The following is a 16,089-nucleotide window of genomic DNA, read 5'->3' as shown; positions in this document are numbered from 1 at the left end:
AACAGCTACAAATAAAAATCATGTACCAAGCTGTATTACATGATTTTTTTATAAGACTATCCAGCGTATACATGTGTGATCTAACATTTAGCTTAAAATTAGAAAATCCATTTTTCTTTTATCATTTACATATACTTTATCCATTTACTTGTTTATAATTAAATTGGCTAAATACACACTAGTCTTTTATTTAGCGCCACTTCTTAATAATTCCATTGTTATTATCAAATAAAAAATACAATATATGGTTTTGAATAATTTTTTGAAAGAAGGCTTCATTTTGAGTTATCTAATAGTATGCTTAATTATCATAATTTGTCTGCACCATCTTTTTTTATCGAAAACAATACCTCGTTATTCCAAGAATAAAAAAGCTGAAAAATTTAGTTTATTATTAAATAAATTTACTTTAATTGCACCTATCCTTGCATTTATTATTTTTTCTGTACTTTTAAGCACTACTCTTAAAGGAAAATTTATGGAAAGAAGCTCTCATGCAATGATTCTCACTTTTTTATGGTTGTTGTTCACCAGAATCTATATTTTTCTGATGAGCCTGAAACCGCCCAAATCCATTAGTTTATGTTTAGTTATAAATGGTATTTTTTTATTATCACTTATCATTTTTATTACACCTTTAGATAGATACGTCACTTATTTATATAATCCTTTGGAATACTGGACTTATTTTATAGGTATATTGGAAGGCATTATTTTCTACATCGGGTATTTTCCCAAGAAAAATAACAACATTTATTTTTATCGCAATAAATTGTAATAAGTTACCATCCTAGCTACTGAGTATGTACATTTACTTTTTCATGCAAAAAAGATAAACGAAACAGCTTTTCTCCATAATAACAAGATAATTCATACATTTATTTGCAATTAAAGAAACCACGTCTACAGGCGTGGTTTCTTTTTTAGCGCCTTTTCTTTTAGACGCATCCGATTTTTCCCATCTTGACATATTGATAGCAAAGGACATACCTCGCACTTGGGATTTCTTGCCGTGCAATGATATCTACCGAAAAAAATCAGTGTATGATGTGTCTTTACCCATAATTCTTGTGGTACTTTCCGCATCAGTGTTTCTTCTACTTCCATGACCGTAGCATCTAGTTTGCAGATCCTCAGGCGTTTTGAGACACGTTCCACGTGGGTATCTACTGCGATTGCTGGTATCCCGAATGCATCCCCCAATACGACATTTGCTGTCTTTCTGCCTACACCAGGAAGAGACATCAATTCTTCTCTTGACGTTGGCACTTGCCCATCGAAACGTTCAATCAGCTGCTGTGCACACGCTTTGATGTTTTTTGCTTTATTTCGATACAAACCAATCGTTTTTATTTTAAGAATGATTTCATCGATTGAAGCTTCTGCTAACGCATCGGGTGTCGGAAAAGAGGCAAACAAATCTGGCGTTGCTTTATTCACTGATACATCTGTCGCCTGGGCACTTAAGATCACTGCAATCAATAACTCAAATGGATTATTGTGCTTGAGTTCTCCATGTGCTTCGGGAAACATTCCATACATCGTTTCTAGAGCTTCCATTGTTTTTTGTTTGCTTAACATATTCCGCTACTCCTCCAACCAATTTTTCAGTGAGACTTTCGGCAATTCTTCTTGTTGAGCTGACTGTTCTACTTCTCTTTGAAGAAGCTGTTGTTTTCTTCGTTTTTGGTCTTCTTCCACTTGTTGTTTTGTACGTAGATTTTTTCTTTCCCACGATAGCAAAATGCGGTCAACGTAATTAAAACTATAAGCCTGATTTAATACGGCTTCCCGCAGTGCTAGCTTCAAAATTTCCGGCTGATAATGGTCTTCTTCTAGCCATTGACCGATTCGCTGGAACTCGATCGAAGAAAGCGGGCGTCCAAATTCTTGTTCAAATAATTGATACACTGACTGGATTTCTTTTTCTTGTGTTTTTTCTTCGTATTTTTTTTCTTGTGTTTTTAAATACTCACCTAATAGATCATAGATGGGGTAAAGATTATATCGATCTGCTTTTTTACCGTTGACAATCGTCGTTTCTATCTTGATAAACCCATTTGTTACGAGACGATCCAGTATTTGAAAAATCTGATCTTGCTTGATTCCCATATCCATAGCAATCATCTGCAAATCAGGGAAAGTATCTCCTTCAAGCTGTGCCATATGCAACTGTAGAACAAATAAAAATTCTTCAGATTGTAGACCGATCCTATGGTAATTTTTAAGTAAAAGATTAGATATAACTGTTTGTCCAGCGCTTAAGTAATTTTCTAAATTCAACATGATTTCTCCTCCGCTCAATCACAGTATACGTAAAAAAAACATGGGAAGCAAGAACAGGTTTCTTTTCTATTTACTTCACTGATCGGTCAGATTTACAATGTCGTCTACTTGATTTTTGTTTGTTCATGTTTTTGATGCGCATCTTCACTTTTCGGAATAAATAAATTAAGTAGATTTCGCTGTTCCTTAGAATGTTGACAAGGAAACAAAATTACCATACACTATTTTTGTTTCCTTGTCAACATTATTGCATAAAGGAGTTTTTACATGTACAGTTTCACAAATAAACATTCTAAAGTTTTTGGATACGTCTCTGTCTTATTCACTGGATTAGGATTTACTATCGTCAGTCCTGTACTTCCGTTTTTAACGCTGCCTTATTCTCACTCCATACATCAGCAAGCTTTCTATATCACTTTGCTCATGTCTGTTTATGCTCTAGCTGCCTTCTTATCTGCCCCCATTCTCGGTAGCTTAAGTGATCATTTTGGGCGTCGTCCGATCCTTATTATCAGTTTATTAGGATCAAGTATCGGATATTTGCTTTTTGGTTTAGGAAATTCGATATGGATGTTGTTCCTTGGTCGTATCATTGAAGGATTGACGGCAGGAGAAATCTCCACCTTATATGCTTACTTTGCCGACATCACGGAACCTAATGAAAGAACCAAAGTTTTTGGATGGATGGGTGCTTTAGTCGGTATAGGAACAACGCTGGGTCCTATTATAGGGGGTCTATTAGCTGAGTTGGGGAATTCTGTTCCTATATTTATTGGAGCACTCTTTACTTTCTTAAATGCCGTTTATGGCTACACATTTATGCTAGAAAGCCTTCCAATAAAAAAACGTTCAGTAGATTTAAGTTTCTCCCATGTAAGACCTTTTCACCAATTACAACAATTATTCAAGATTTCATCCGTTATTCCTTTATTGACAGCAGGTTTTGCTGTTTGGTTGGCAGCTGGCTCTCTTCAATCTATCTTTTCTCAATTTTCGATTGACGCCTTTCAGTGGAAGGCTGGGTTGGTTGATTTAAGCTTCTCTTTGATTGGAATCTTGGATATTGTCTCGCAATTGTTCATTATGCCTCGATTGCTCAAAAAATTTTCAGAACAGCAGATCACAAGAATAGGGATGTTCAGTAAAATCCTCGCCTATCTATTCATCACATTATCTGGAATTCTTCTACTGCCGATTTTGTTTTTATTTAGGATTATCTGTTATGGTTTCGGTGATTCTATTTTTACTCCTGTATTCAATGGCCAACTATCCAATTCTGTCTCAGATAACCAGCAAGGTCTTGTAATGGGCGGTACCCAAAGTATACAATCTCTATCGCGCGTCATCGGCCCGCTAATCGCAGGACAGCTTTATGCTGCAGCACCATTTCTTCCAACGGTATTCGGATTTTTGCTTATGATTTTTGCCTATTATCACTACAATAAAAAATAGTAGCTTCATTTGCTACTTCGTATAAATTCTCTGTATCGACCGATAAAACGAAATACTGTGTCAAATTCTTCTTTTGACATATTTTCAAATACAGCAGCATCTCGCTGTACCCATTTTTGATGGAGTTGCTCGTGTCTATTCCTTATTTTTTGTCCGATTGGCGTCAATTGAAAATAGATTTCTTTTTTATTCTCTTCGCTTTGATAAGTATTTATGATCCCTCTAGCTATCAGTTTTTTTGTTAGCTTACTGATGGCTCCTCTAGTCATATAACTAGCATTCGCTAATTTTGTCACGTTAGGATCAGGGATTTTCCCGATATGTTCAATCACTTCTAGTTCATTTAGAGTAAATCCTGCAAATTCTTTTTCCATTTCTGGTTTATTACGATGAATAATCTCATTAGCTAAATCCAGATATTCTTCTATTAGCAGCTGTCTTTTATCCATTTCTACACCTTCTTTTTCTTTCATTATATTGTTTTTTTGTTTCCTATTCAACAAAGATAAAAATATTTTGCAGGAAAACCCAATCTGAAACCAAGAAAAAAAGGGGTTGACAAAGCTTGTCATAACCCCTTTTTCTGATTAAAAGATAGTAAAGAGACAGTCATCGGTAATTGTGATGATTTTTTGTCATCACTTAAGGATGAGCAGCCTTTTCAAAAACTGTCTTTAAAGATCATCATCAGTTTCTAGCACATACGGCTGACCTTCATATGTGTACTCTGTATTCAATGTGCCGTCATTTTCATCTGAGTAGATGCGTCTACTGAAAGGAAAACGATGAGAAACATTATCTTTGGCGTCTTTTGCTGGCATCGTGTAATATTCCTCTTGCGTTTCATTCAACTGAGAGAGTACTTGATCTGCCAACTCATCAATATTGATCGTTGATTTCTTCGAAGCACTTTTATAATCTTCTAAAAATGCATCTTGTTGGACAAAATATTCTTTATTCATCTTCTTTCTCACCTTTCTTTTCAAAATCAAATAAAGCTGCTTGTTCTTTTATGTAACAGCTTTATCTTTGCTGCTTATTGTGACAAAAAATGCGAAGAAAGACAACTAATTGTACTTTTCACAAAAAAAGACAGAGGGTCGTGACAAAATTGTGTCACAACCCTTTTTCTTTATTGTGCAGTTTCGATTTCGCCTAGCGCTGCTTGTGCAAGTAGGTTCAAGTAATTCCAAGGGCGGTCAAAATGTGGTTGGAAGAAGAAATCTGAAAGTGCGAGGTCTTCTACAGTCATTTTATTTTGAACAGCTAAAGACATGGTATTTGCTGATTGTGTAATGTCGTATTTGGACATGAACTGAGCACCTACGATACGATTCGTTCCTTTTTCATAGACTAGCTCCATCATTACTTTTTCAGTAGTTGGCATGAACTCTGGACGATAATTATCTTCAAATACAGTCGCTTGGACTTCTAAATCGTTCAAAGTTGCGCTTTCTTTGGTCACACCTGTCGAACCGATCGTCCAGCCAAATAGGTAAAGTCCTGAAGTTCCTTGAGTACCACGATACGCCATTTTATGATCTGTCAAGTTATTTCCTACAAGCAAACCTTGACGCACGGCATTTGTTGCCAAAGGAATATAGTTTTGCGTGCCACTTGGATTGTAGTTGACTACTGCAGAGTCTCCAGCTGCAAAAATGTCTGGATTACTTGTCTGCATGTATTCATTCACTTTGATTGCCCCGTTTGGCAGTGTATCTACTTTTCCTTCGATCAGTTTTGTATTTGGACGGAAGCCCACACATAAAATGACCATATCTGTATCAAATGTATCTGTTGGTGTAGCTACTTGTTTCACTTTTCCTTCTTCATCTGTGATAAATTCAGTAACATTTTCGCCTAGCGCAAGAGTAACACCGCGGTCTGTCAATTCTTTTTCTAAGATATCTGTGAATGGTTTATCTAGATATTTATTCAAGATGCGATCTAATCCATCAATCAATGTCACTTGTTTTCCAGATTCGACAAAAGCTTCTACTAATTCAATACCGATATATCCACCACCAACAATTACTACACGTTTTGCTTCTTTCGCTTGTGCAATAATTTCATTTGCTTGATTGTAGTTTTTGCATAGGAGTACATTTTTCGCATCGATTCCACTAATCGGTGGGATAATAGGCCATGAACCAGTTGTCATCACTAATTTATCATAAGAAACCGTTTCTGTTTCTCCTGTTTTCAGATCTTTTGCCGTTACTGTTTTATTTTCTGTATCGACGTCTGTTACATCGTGTTCCATTTTAACTGTTGCTCCTAATGAAGATAATTCTTCAGGATTTGAGTAGAACAAGCCTGCTGGGTCCTTTACTACTCCGCCGACATAAAGTGCGATACCGCAAGATAAGAAAGAAATATTGTCATTTCTTTCATATACTGTCACTTCTGCTTCTGGATGATTTTTTAAAATACTTTTTACAGCTGCAGTACCTGCATGAGTACAGCCAATTACTACTACTTTCATTTATGGTCCCTCCGATTAACATTTTGTCCTTCGACAAAACTACTATAACAGAAATAAAACGGATACAACAGTTTAATGCTTGTGAATTCACAAAGGTTTGTTTGTAGTTTCATTCCTTTTCAAGCATAAGAACCCAATATCTACAAGATTCTTATTGTGATAATATTCACTTTGATATCTAAGATTGTGAATAAAAGACAAAAAAAATAAAAAAGCTAGCGTTTTTTTTACACAGCTAGCTTTTTTTAGGTATAACACTTGTAGAAACTGTTTTTACATTTGCGCCTTTTTTGCTGACTCTTTACAATCCGGACAGAGTCCATACAATTCCAACCGATGTTCATTAATCTCAAAATCAGTCAGTCTGCTCGCAGCCATTTCTATATCTTCAAGCCCTGGGTAATGAAAATCAACAATCTTACCGCAGTTTTCACAAATTACATGATAATGACGCTTTGAACTGAAATCAAATCGGCTAGAAGCATCGCCGTACTTCATTTCTTGAACAAATCCAATCGAAGTAAATAAGCGAAGGTTATTGTAAACAGTCGCAACACTCATATTTGGAAACCGATGTTCAAGTGCTTTATAAATCTCATCAGCCGTTGGATGGGAATGATGTTCAATCAAATATTCTAAAACTGCGTACCGTTGAGGTGTGATTCGAATGTTCTCTTTTTTTAACTTTTCGATAACCTCTTCGACTAACTTATTTTCCATGTAAACACCCCACGTTGTTATTCTCGTCTTATCATACTATTTTTACATTTTAAAATCCACTTAACATGAAAAGAAAATTCAATTTTATTGTATTTTAATGAAAAAAGACGTAAAACAGTCGCGTTCACTATTCTACGTCTCTATTCAAATAATTTTTCTCATCATAAATTTTTGTGTGTTCTTTTCATCTTTAAAAGTTTTTTACATAAACCTATCTGGAGAAAAACCAAGTGCCTTATATCTCTTGGTAAAGGGCTGTAGATAAATAACGTTCACCATTGTCGGGAACCACAGCTAATACCTTCTTGCCTTTTCCTAATTCTTTTGCGACTTTTAGCGCGGCAGCAATTGCAGCGCCAGATGAGATGCCTACTAAAATCCCTTCTTTTCGCCCAACTTCTCTAGCTGTTTCCATCGCTTCGTCTCCACTAATAGAAAGGACTTTATCATACACAGAAGTATCCAGTGTTTTAGGAACAAAACCTGTACCGATTCCTTGGATTTTGTGAGGTCCCGCTTCTTTCCCTTCTAAAATAGCAGATTCTGCTGGTTCTACCCCGATTAATTCGATTTTCGGATACACACGTTTTAATTCTCGGCCAGCGCCAGTGATCGTTCCTCCTGTACCGATACCTGCAACAAACGCGTCCAAGCCATTTACTCCAAATGCTTGATGTATCTCAGGACCAGTCGTCTTCTCATGCACAAGAGGATTTGCTTCATTTTCAAATTGTAATGGTAAAAAGTAGCCGTTTTCTTTTGCCAAACGTTCTGCTTCTCTGATTGATCCAGAAATACCATCCGCACCAGGAGTCAAAATCAACTCTGCGCCGTACCCTTTCATCAATAAACGTCTTTCGATACTCATCGTCTCAGGCATCACGATGATTACTTTATATCCTTTTGCAACTCCTACCATCGACAATCCGATTCCTGTATTTCCAGAAGTAGGTTCAATGATAGTATCACCTGGTTTCAGTAGACCATCGTGTTCTGCTTTTTCTATCATACTTAAAGCAATACGATCTTTTACACTTCCTCCTGGATTAAAAAACTCAAGCTTTACAAAAACATCTGCTGAATCTTCTGGTACGATTTTATTTAATTTGACGATTGGCGTTTTGCCAATCAATTCGGTGACTGAGTTATAGATAGCTGTCATCTTCAATTCCTCCTTGTCTTTGCTCTTCTTACTTATCATAATACAATCTGTTCATTTATGGCGAGTGATTCGTCTTTGACTAGCAAAAAAAAGACAAAGATATACCATATATGGTAGTTTCTTTGCCTTTTTATCTAAATCAAACGTTTAGTTCTTGACCAACTAATAAAGAATAATTGGACATAGACATGCCATTTTTCGCCATTAGATCATCAACAGACATGCCAAATTTTTGTGCAATATCCCATAGCGTATCACCTGACACGACTGTATATGTCTGACCATTATTTGTATTTACATCTGTTGTTGAAGATGATGACGTTGAAGTCGTCGTAGTAGTCGTTGTTGTTGTACTTGTGGTTGTTGTAGCCGAACCTGTTGATGGCGTATCAAAACGGGTTAAATTATAAGTATTAATCAATGAGTTCAATTTGGCCCCATAATTTGGATCGGTAGCATAACGACCTGTCAAGTACGCTGTTGCATCATAAAAACTTGTTGTATTGCTTTTCCACACGCCAGCATAATGATAATCGCCCGTGGAAAAACTGGTTGAACGAAGAACATTCGCATGGTCTTGGAAGGATTCCCAATAAGAAGAATATTTTCGGAATGGTTCATTCATCGTTACCCATTGTCCGTTTACATATTCTTTGGTTGCCATATAAACGACCTGTCCGTTATAGCTTCCTTTCACACCGAATAGATTATAATTTGGCGCACTAGCTAATCCGGAAGTGCCATATGCACTTTCCAACAACGCTTGAGCGATCATGACTGAAGCATACAAGTCATTACTTGCAGCAACTTCTGACGCAGACCAGCCGATTTGATCGATAAACGCTTGAGGATCAGCGACTGTTTGAGATCCTTGTTCATCTGCATGAACATGTTGCGGTACCGCTGTAACCATCATCGGCCCAACTAAAAGACTCGTTCCAATTAAAGGAGCAATCGCTTTTTTATTGATCACCATTTTTCTTTTAGGTCTATGGTGTCGGGCACTGCGGGTCTTCAGCTCTTGCATTCAAATTCCTCCTCAAAATAAAAAAACTTAATAAAAAGTTCTCTTCTTAAAACAAACTTAATTAATTAAATTATACTTTTAATTCTCAAGAAACACAAACTAATCCGAAGAATTCTTTGTTTTGTCATTTAAATGTAACATAGCCGAAAACGAAAAGTAATATTGATTTATTCTTCTAACACATAAAGAACAGCTGTCTCCAACTTGCAGACAGCTGTTCTTATCAGTCAAACAATTGCTTGGATCTATGATAGTTGATTGTACGTATTCACGACATTTTCTACTGTAAATCCAAATTCTTCTAAAATTTTAGTGCCAGGGGCAGATGCACCGAAATGATCGATTGTAATCGTTGCGCCCTCTGTTCCTACGTAGCGTTCCCATCCAAATGATGCAGCAGCTTCGATAGCCACACGTTTCTTCACTGATTTAGGAAGTACGCTTTCTTTATATTCAGAAGATTGTTTTTCAAAGAGGTCAAAGCTTGGCATAGAAACAACAGAAACATCTTTGCCTTTTTCAGCCAATTCTTTTTGAGCTTTCACAGCCAAATCAACTTCAGAACCTGTTGCAATCAAAATACCTTCTGGTGTTTCTCCTTGTGATGGAGAAAGAACATACGCGCCTTTTTTCACCATTTCATCTGCTACTTCTTTTGTAGAAGGCAATACTGGAAGGTTTTGGCGACTCAATACAAGGATAGTAGGCGCATCTGTTGTCTCCATCGCTACTTTCCAAGCAGCACGTGTTTCATTTCCGTCTGCCGGACGAATCACTTGAACACCAGGCATGCAGCGAACAGATGCTAGTTGTTCAATCGGTTCGTGCGTTGGTCCGTCTTCTCCGACAGCAACCGAGTCATGTGTTAAGACGTAAACAACAGGAGTATGTTGGATTGCTGCTAAACGAACTGCTGGTCTTAGATAATCGACAAAGACAAAGAATGTTCCACCGTAGATACGAGTTCCTCCATGAAGTTGGATACCATTCATAGCCGAAGCCATTGCAAATTCGCGGACACCGAACCAGATGTTGCGTCCTTCATAATGTTCAGGAGTGAAATCTTTATCTGCAGCCACCATTGTATTATTGGAACCTGACAAGTCCGCTGAACCACCCCAGAAGCTTGGTATAGCTTTCGATAATTCTTGGATGACTTCTTTACTTGAAACACGGCTTGCTTGACTGCTTCCAACTTCATAAGTTGGCAATTCTGCATCCCAGTTTTCTGGTAGTTTGCCATCAAAAGCATCTTCAAATTGTTGTGCTAATTCAGGATAAGCTTTTTTATAATTGGCAAACATTTCATTCCATGCATCTTCAGCTTTTTGTCCTTCTTCTATCATCGTTTGATGGAAGCGGGCAGCTACTTCTTCTGGAACAGTGAAATCTGGATACTCCCAACCATAAACTTCTTTAGCCATCTTGATGCCATCTTCACCAAGAGGAGCACCATGAACAGCAGATGTTCCTTCTTTAGGAGCACCATAGCCGATGACTGTTTTTACTTCGATCAATGTTGGTTTGTCTGTTTCAGCTTTTGCTTCTTCAATCGCTTTAGAGATTGCTTCTAGGTCATTTCCGTCTTTCACTAAGATATGTTGCCAGCCATATGCTTCATAGCGAGCACCAACGTTTTCTGTGAAAGCTTTTGAAGTTGGACCATCTAGTGAAATATCGTTTGAATCGTATAAAACGATCAATTTCCCTAGTTTCATATGACCTGCCATCGAACTTGCTTCTTGAGATACCCCTTCCATCAAGTCTCCGTCACCGCATATTGCATACGTATAGTGATCCATCACATTAAAGTTTTCTTTGTTATACGTTGCTGCAAGGTGCGCTTCTGCCATTGCCATACCGACAGCCATTGCAATCCCTTGTCCTAATGGCCCTGTAGTGGCTTCTACACCATCTGTATGATGTACTTCAGGATGTCCTGGTGTTTTAGAATTCCATTGACGGAATTGTTTCAAATCATCGATTGTCACTTGATAGCCAGCTAAATGAAGCAAGCTATACAACATTGCTGACCCATGTCCTGCCGAAAGAACGAAACGGTCGCGGTCAGCCCAGTTTTTTGATGTCGTTGGATTTACTTTCAGGTGTTTTGTCCATAACGCATATGCCATAGGTGCTGCGCCCATCGGCAATCCAGGATGTCCTGAGTTTGCTTTTTGGACTGCTTCAATACTTAATGTACGAATTGTGTTAACGCCAAGTTGGTCAATTTTGTCAAACAAAATAACCCCTCCTATTAATTTAGGTTTTTTTTACCTTTATTTCTTACACTTTCATTCTATAAGATGTCACACGAAAAAGCAATCTTTTTCAGTATTTTTTACTAAAAGTTGTCATTTCGGTTGTGTAAGCCTTTTTTCTTTTGAATTTCTTTTAATTTTTCCGGGGTCACGTCATTGCCCTCGGGATCGACGACTTTCATTCCTTCGATATGATGACGCATACCGGAACGAAAAGCTTCCAAATACTCTTTGCGCAAGTTGATTTGTTCTTGTTCTTCGGCTTTTGAGAGACCATTTTCCTTCTTTTTACGTGCAAGTTCATTGATCCGCTCTATTTTTTCAGGTGACAGCATGCTCAGCCCTCCTTTTACTCTCCTTCATATTATATAAAAACTGAAAAAAAAACAACTAGATAAACTAAATAAAACACGAACATTCGTTTGATTTAGCGCTTTTTATATGGTACTATTTATTTATCAAGTGAAAGAAGGTGTACCTTGTGGCCCGACAAACTGAATCAAGACAAATCGAAGTCTTACGATATATCCATGAACAAGTAACCCAAAAAGGATACCCGCCGACTGTCCGTGAAATCGGGGAAGCTGTTCAGCTTTCTTCTACTTCTACTGTTCACGGTCATCTTGCACGGCTTGAAAAAAAGGGGTTTATCCAAAGAGATCCGACGAAACCTCGTGCAATCGAGTTGACAAAACAAGGTTTAGAAAAGATTGGGATTCGTCCAACAACTATTCCAGTACTTGGCGTCGTAACAGCTGGAGAACCCATTTTAGCAGTAGAGGATGCTTCAGACTTCTTTCCAATCCCTCCTAATCTTTCTTCCGAAGAAGGCAGTCTCTTTATGCTGACAATTCGTGGAGATAGTATGATCAATGCTGGAATCTTGGATGGTGACAACGTGATCGTTCGGAAGCAAGAAACTGCTCAAAATGGCGATATTGTCATTGCAATGACTGCCGAGGACGAAGCGACTTGCAAACGATTCTATAAAGAAAAAAACTTTTTCCGTCTGCAGCCTGAAAACGACTTGCTCGAACCAATCATCTTAGATCAAGTATCTATATTAGGACGAGTAGTAGGACTTTATCGTAGTCATATCTATTAATTGCTACTAATAAAAGAAAACTTTTTAAAAAGAGTTTGAGACGATGGTCTCAAACTCTTTTTTCGCCCAGGTTCTTCTTCTTTCAAATTTTTATCACTTCCCTCTTTACAAACCGAACAAATATTCGTATACTAAATATACGAACAATTGTTCGCATAAATTAACGAGGTGAGAATTCATGAAATCAATGAGACGTCTTGGCTTAGTATTAACTGTTTTGTTTTTAGGTATTATTATTGGTAATTTCGGCATACGTCCAGCTTTACTTGTGTTTGTTCCGTTATTTACTTTGTGGTTCATGTTGTGGGATGAAAAGAAGTACCGTCAATCTGAGCGGCGCAGAATTCATGAAGATCATTTCTATCATGAGCCCTACTACAGATCCAGGCAATCATAATAAGGATTGACTGCTAATTATTTAAAAGACAAGAAGTTAAACTTTTACGGGGGTGTGACAAAAATCGGTCACATCCTTTTTTCGAATAAAGGGTGTTCTAAAGTCAGTTTTTCGGTATTAAGTCAAATTGCGGAAAAAGTGATTTTTTAAACTTCTACTGGTCTTTGCTTGTTTCCATTTATAAAAAAATAGCGACCCTCAAAAGTCAGATTCTCTATCTGACTTTTGAGGGTCGCTTTAAAATCGCTTCTTTAAGAATAACATCAAGAATAGCTTCTTTTTTCTGCTTAATATTCCATTAATGTAATGATGTCATATCCTTTGATTTTGTCGCGTCCATGGAGATCCATCAATTCGATCAAAAATGCGCAGCCTACGACTACACCGCCTAATTGTTCGATCAGTTCGATCGTCGCTTTGATTGTTCCTCCAGTAGCTAGCAAATCGTCACAAATCAGCACACGTTGACCTGGTTTAATGGCATCCTTATGCAATGTCAATGTATCTGTTCCATATTCTAATCCATAAGTCACTTCGATGGTTTCTCGAGGTAACTTTCCTTTTTTTCGGACTGGGGCAAAACCGACTCCTAACTCATAAGCAACAGGACATCCTACGATGAATCCACGGGCTTCTGGCCCAACTACCATATCAATTCGTTTTTCTTTTGCATAATTTACGATTTGTTTAGTAGCTTCCCGATAAGCGTCACCATCTGCCATCAGTGGGGAAATATCTCGAAACACAATTCCTTTTGACGGATAGTCGGGAATACTGGCAATATAATCTTTTAAATCCACTCTTTGTTTCCTCCTAGGTTGTTAACCATTTCTTTATGGTAGGAATATCGCTCAAAAGCAAAAATTCCTCAACTTTGATTTTATTGAGCCGCCGCTGGTATAATCTGCTCTCAGTCAAAGGATGACTTTCTGGGCTAGCGACTTTTTGTAAAACACCGTTCTCTATTGTAACAAATTTCAATTCAAAAAACACCTGTATCATAAAAATTAATAATTTTTCAGGGATACGCAAATATTGAGCTATTGCTTTTATTTTATGACGTATATCAATTCGTTCTTGAGAATGGATCAATTTAAACAATTTTGCGTACTGTTCTCTTGTGCCTACCCCATTCAAATAGGCCTCATCAGGTGAAATCCCCATCAGACAAACACGATTGAATGAATAAGACCGAAAAACTTCTTTCAGATCCGCTAAATCATCTGGACAATCCATAATAACTAGAGAGTTCGGTTTTCTTTTTTCAATTATTGCCTTTACAGAATCTAGTCCTTCGAAAACAATCGCAGCTTCCTGGATAATCTCAGGCACGAATTTCAACGTCGAAGAATCAAATGCTAAATAAAGGCTACCTTCCGACGTTCGGCTCTGTTCACGGAAACGTTTTGCCCGCCAATCAAATACTTGCAGACCACCCACAGAAAAATCAGATACCATCAGCTGCGGTTTCTTACGCCCGTTCCATTCATTGATCGAAAGCTTTCCTACCACATCTACCTGATTATTCAGCAGTTCTTCTTCTTGAGTACCAAAACCAAAAGCGACCGCATCAAGCTGACTCGATGCATCGGAAAGGACAAATTTCAGATGCTGTTGGTTTGCTCCGATTCTTTTGATATTTTCTGCTTGGACTTGTCGAAATAAAAACTGAGGCAAAGGATTATCCGTACCAAATGGCGCCAATAGTTTCAGCTCATCAATTCGCTCTACTGTTACTTCATTTGGCAGCAATACTTCATCAATTCTCAACTCAGGCCCTCTCATCAAATCAATTTGATGATCGACTATATATTGGTTCATCTTCTCCTGTAGTATAGTTACATTTTCACTTGGCATCGTTAAACCGACTGCTGCATGATGTCCTCCGAAGTAAGTAAATAAATCTCGCATCTGGTCAAGCATTTCAAAAAGATTCAAGGCTTCAATACTACGTCCAGATCCTTTAGCTGATCCATCTTCTTTTAAAGTAAGGACAAGCGTTGGTTTACCCGTTTCATTCATTATTTTCCCAGCAACAATGCCCAAAACGCCTTCATGCCATCCTCGGTTTACCAATAGATGGATATGATTCTCCTTATTGACCATCGCTAATGCTTCTTGTGTTATCTGCTCTACGATTGCCTTTCTTTCTTCATTGATCTCATTCAATTTTTTTGCTTGAACGGATGCTTCCTCTTCATCAAACGTCGCAAGTAACGAGACGGCAGGACGTGGATCGCCCATCCGACCGATTGCATTTAGTCTGGGAGCAATCGAAAAACCGATCGTTGTTTCGTCTGCGTCCCTCATTTTTACGCCGCTTTCTTCAAATAGCGCCTGAAGTCCTATCCGTTCTGAATGATGAATGGCATCGATTCCTAATGAAACAAGGATTCGATTCTCATCAGTCAATGAAACTAAATCGGCGATCGTTCCTATCGCTACTAAATCCAAAAATTCTACAGGCGGTTCTTCCAATAATGCAGAAGCTACTTTGAATGCTACTCCGACTCCTGCCAAATCTGGAAATGGATAGTGCCCCGCTGGATGACGAGGGTGAACAATCGCATAAGCGTCTGGTAAATTCTCAGGTAGTTCGTGATGATCTGTAATGATCACGTCTACACCAGCTTGCTGAGCGTATGCTACCGCATCATTTCCTGCTACCCCGTTATCAACAGTGATGATCAACTGGATTCCTTCTTCGATCTTTTCTTGGTATACCGATTGGTTTGGTCCATACCCATGCTCAAATCGATTTGGCAGGAATACTTCTACTTCTGCACCAAGTAATTCCAGTGTTTCTTTCATTACCGTTGCACTGGTGATCCCATCTGCGTCATAATCACCGTAAACGAGGATTTTTTCTCCACTGATTACAGCTTCTTGGATTCTGCTGATTGCTTTATCCATATCGTGCATCAGATACGGATCATGTAATTCTTGTTCCTTTGGATGTAAAAATCGGTTGATATCCTTTTCCTCATGGTAACCTCTTTGCCACAGTAACTTACCGACAAATGGAGATAATTTCAGTTCACGGATCATTTGGAGAAAGGATTCAGAAGGCTCTGTCTCGCTTAACTTCCAATCAAAATTTGCTTGTCTCACTTTCTCACTCCTAACTTAGTTATTATAGCAAAGGAAATCAGCAAAAAAAAGCAGAAAGAAAGAATAAAAACAGATCAGATCCG

At 37.9% G+C, this 16,089-nt stretch carries 16 protein-coding genes; 4 read left to right on the top strand and 12 right to left on the bottom strand.

What is annotated here, in order from left to right; translation table 11 throughout:
- The first annotated feature begins 244 nt into the window (after positions 1–244).
- Positions 245–778 (top strand): hypothetical protein, encoded by a 534-nt coding sequence (locus OS138_RS08845; RefSeq protein ID WP_016629411.1) that lies wholly within the window; start codon positions 245–247, stop codon positions 776–778.
- 125 nt (positions 779–903) lie between these two features.
- On the opposite strand, the gene nth is transcribed toward OS138_RS08845, so the two are convergent.
- Both nth and OS138_RS08835 read right to left on the bottom strand, forming a co-directional pair.
- Positions 904–1,581, bottom strand: a complete 678-nt coding sequence (gene nth, locus OS138_RS08840) for an endonuclease III (RefSeq protein ID WP_002296097.1) — start codon at positions 1,579–1,581, stop codon at positions 904–906.
- A 6-nt stretch (positions 1,582–1,587) separates the two neighbouring features.
- Positions 1,588–2,286, bottom strand: a complete 699-nt coding sequence (locus OS138_RS08835; RefSeq protein ID WP_002289610.1) for a DnaD domain-containing protein — start codon at positions 2,284–2,286, stop codon at positions 1,588–1,590.
- 267 nt (positions 2,287–2,553) lie between these two features.
- Here OS138_RS08835 and OS138_RS08830 point away from each other — a divergent pair, with 267 nt between their 5' ends.
- Entirely contained in the window at positions 2,554–3,738 is a 1,185-nt protein-coding gene (locus tag OS138_RS08830) for an MFS transporter (protein ID WP_325070013.1), read from the top strand.
- A 5-nt stretch (positions 3,739–3,743) separates the two neighbouring features.
- On the opposite strand, the gene OS138_RS08825 is transcribed toward OS138_RS08830, so the two are convergent.
- The 8 genes from OS138_RS08825 to OS138_RS08790 all read right to left on the bottom strand — a co-directional run bounded on the left by OS138_RS08825 (position 3,744) and on the right by OS138_RS08790 (position 11,728).
- Positions 3,744–4,187 carry a MarR family winged helix-turn-helix transcriptional regulator gene (locus OS138_RS08825; RefSeq protein WP_002329162.1) on the bottom strand — a complete coding sequence of 148 codons (444 nt, stop codon included), beginning with the start codon at positions 4,185–4,187 and terminating at the stop codon, positions 3,744–3,746.
- 225 nt (positions 4,188–4,412) lie between these two features.
- The gene (locus OS138_RS08820; RefSeq protein WP_002289544.1) at positions 4,413–4,700 is read right to left on the bottom strand and encodes a DUF5960 family protein; all 288 of its coding nucleotides are present in this window, start codon (positions 4,698–4,700) and stop codon (positions 4,413–4,415) included.
- A gap of 170 nt (positions 4,701–4,870) precedes the next feature.
- Positions 4,871–6,223 (bottom strand): NADH oxidase, encoded by a 1,353-nt coding sequence (locus tag OS138_RS08815; RefSeq protein WP_002289543.1) that lies wholly within the window; start codon positions 6,221–6,223, stop codon positions 4,871–4,873.
- A 273-nt stretch (positions 6,224–6,496) separates the two neighbouring features.
- A complete protein-coding gene (locus tag OS138_RS08810) occupies positions 6,497–6,943 on the bottom strand; it encodes a Fur family transcriptional regulator (RefSeq protein ID WP_002289542.1) in 447 nt (148 codons plus the stop codon).
- Positions 6,944–7,178: 235 nt separating this feature from the next.
- Entirely contained in the window at positions 7,179–8,105 is a 927-nt protein-coding gene (gene cysK / locus OS138_RS08805) for a cysteine synthase A (RefSeq protein ID WP_002296093.1), read from the bottom strand.
- A 139-nt stretch (positions 8,106–8,244) separates the two neighbouring features.
- Positions 8,245–9,132 carry a glucosaminidase domain-containing protein gene (locus OS138_RS08800; protein ID WP_325070012.1) on the bottom strand — a complete coding sequence of 296 codons (888 nt, stop codon included), beginning with the start codon at positions 9,130–9,132 and terminating at the stop codon, positions 8,245–8,247.
- A 245-nt stretch (positions 9,133–9,377) separates the two neighbouring features.
- Entirely contained in the window at positions 9,378–11,375 is a 1,998-nt protein-coding gene (tkt, locus tag OS138_RS08795) for a transketolase (RefSeq protein WP_002318737.1), read from the bottom strand.
- 101 nt (positions 11,376–11,476) lie between these two features.
- On the bottom strand, positions 11,477–11,728 hold the full coding sequence (locus OS138_RS08790) for a DUF896 family protein (protein ID WP_002295816.1): 252 nt from the start codon (positions 11,726–11,728) through the stop codon (positions 11,477–11,479).
- A gap of 146 nt (positions 11,729–11,874) precedes the next feature.
- Here OS138_RS08790 and lexA point away from each other — a divergent pair, with 146 nt between their 5' ends.
- Positions 11,875–12,498, top strand: a complete 624-nt coding sequence (lexA, locus tag OS138_RS08785; RefSeq protein WP_002296572.1) for a transcriptional repressor LexA — start codon at positions 11,875–11,877, stop codon at positions 12,496–12,498.
- Positions 12,499–12,676: 178 nt separating this feature from the next.
- A complete protein-coding gene (locus OS138_RS08780; protein WP_002297436.1) occupies positions 12,677–12,895 on the top strand; it encodes a hypothetical protein in 219 nt (72 codons plus the stop codon).
- A 287-nt stretch (positions 12,896–13,182) separates the two neighbouring features.
- Here OS138_RS08780 and OS138_RS08775 read toward each other — a convergent pair whose 3' ends face one another.
- On the bottom strand, positions 13,183–13,695 hold the full coding sequence (locus OS138_RS08775) for an adenine phosphoribosyltransferase (protein ID WP_002295813.1): 513 nt from the start codon (positions 13,693–13,695) through the stop codon (positions 13,183–13,185).
- Between the two features lie 13 nt (positions 13,696–13,708).
- Positions 13,709–16,006, bottom strand: coding sequence for a single-stranded-DNA-specific exonuclease RecJ (recJ, locus tag OS138_RS08770; RefSeq protein ID WP_325070010.1), 2,298 nt, complete (start codon positions 16,004–16,006; stop codon positions 13,709–13,711).
- Positions 16,007–16,089: the final 83 nt, after the last annotated feature.

The sequence above is a fragment of the Enterococcus sp. E5-37 genome, assembly GCF_035726925.1.
In the GTDB taxonomy this organism is placed as follows: Bacteria; Bacillota; Bacilli; order Lactobacillales; family Enterococcaceae; genus Enterococcus_B; species Enterococcus_B faecium.
This window is presented reverse-complemented; position numbering and strand designations above follow the sequence as displayed.

Bases quoted from the DNA above. Each gene is read 5' to 3' on its own strand.
- OS138_RS08790 (WP_002295816.1), bottom strand. From the start codon at position 11,728: ATGCTGTCACCTGAAAAAATAGAGCGGATCAATGAACTTGCACGTAAA.
- OS138_RS08820 (WP_002289544.1), bottom strand. From the start codon at position 4,700: ATGAATAAAGAATATTTTGTCCAACAAGATGCATTTTTAGAAGATTAT.
- nth (WP_002296097.1), bottom strand. From the start codon at position 1,581: ATGTTAAGCAAACAAAAAACAATGGAAGCTCTAGAAACGATGTATGGA.
- OS138_RS08825 (WP_002329162.1), bottom strand. From the start codon at position 4,187: ATGGATAAAAGACAGCTGCTAATAGAAGAATATCTGGATTTAGCTAAT.
- OS138_RS08845 (WP_016629411.1), top strand. From the start codon at position 245: ATGGTTTTGAATAATTTTTTGAAAGAAGGCTTCATTTTGAGTTATCTA.
- OS138_RS08835 (WP_002289610.1), bottom strand. From the start codon at position 2,286: ATGTTGAATTTAGAAAATTACTTAAGCGCTGGACAAACAGTTATATCT.
- OS138_RS08830 (WP_325070013.1), top strand. From the start codon at position 2,554: ATGTACAGTTTCACAAATAAACATTCTAAAGTTTTTGGATACGTCTCT.
- cysK (WP_002296093.1), bottom strand. From the start codon at position 8,105: ATGACAGCTATCTATAACTCAGTCACCGAATTGATTGGCAAAACGCCA.
- OS138_RS08810 (WP_002289542.1), bottom strand. From the start codon at position 6,943: ATGGAAAATAAGTTAGTCGAAGAGGTTATCGAAAAGTTAAAAAAAGAG.
- OS138_RS08800 (WP_325070012.1), bottom strand. From the start codon at position 9,132: ATGCAAGAGCTGAAGACCCGCAGTGCCCGACACCATAGACCTAAAAGA.
- OS138_RS08780 (WP_002297436.1), top strand. From the start codon at position 12,677: ATGAAATCAATGAGACGTCTTGGCTTAGTATTAACTGTTTTGTTTTTA.
- OS138_RS08815 (WP_002289543.1), bottom strand. From the start codon at position 6,223: ATGAAAGTAGTAGTAATTGGCTGTACTCATGCAGGTACTGCAGCTGTA.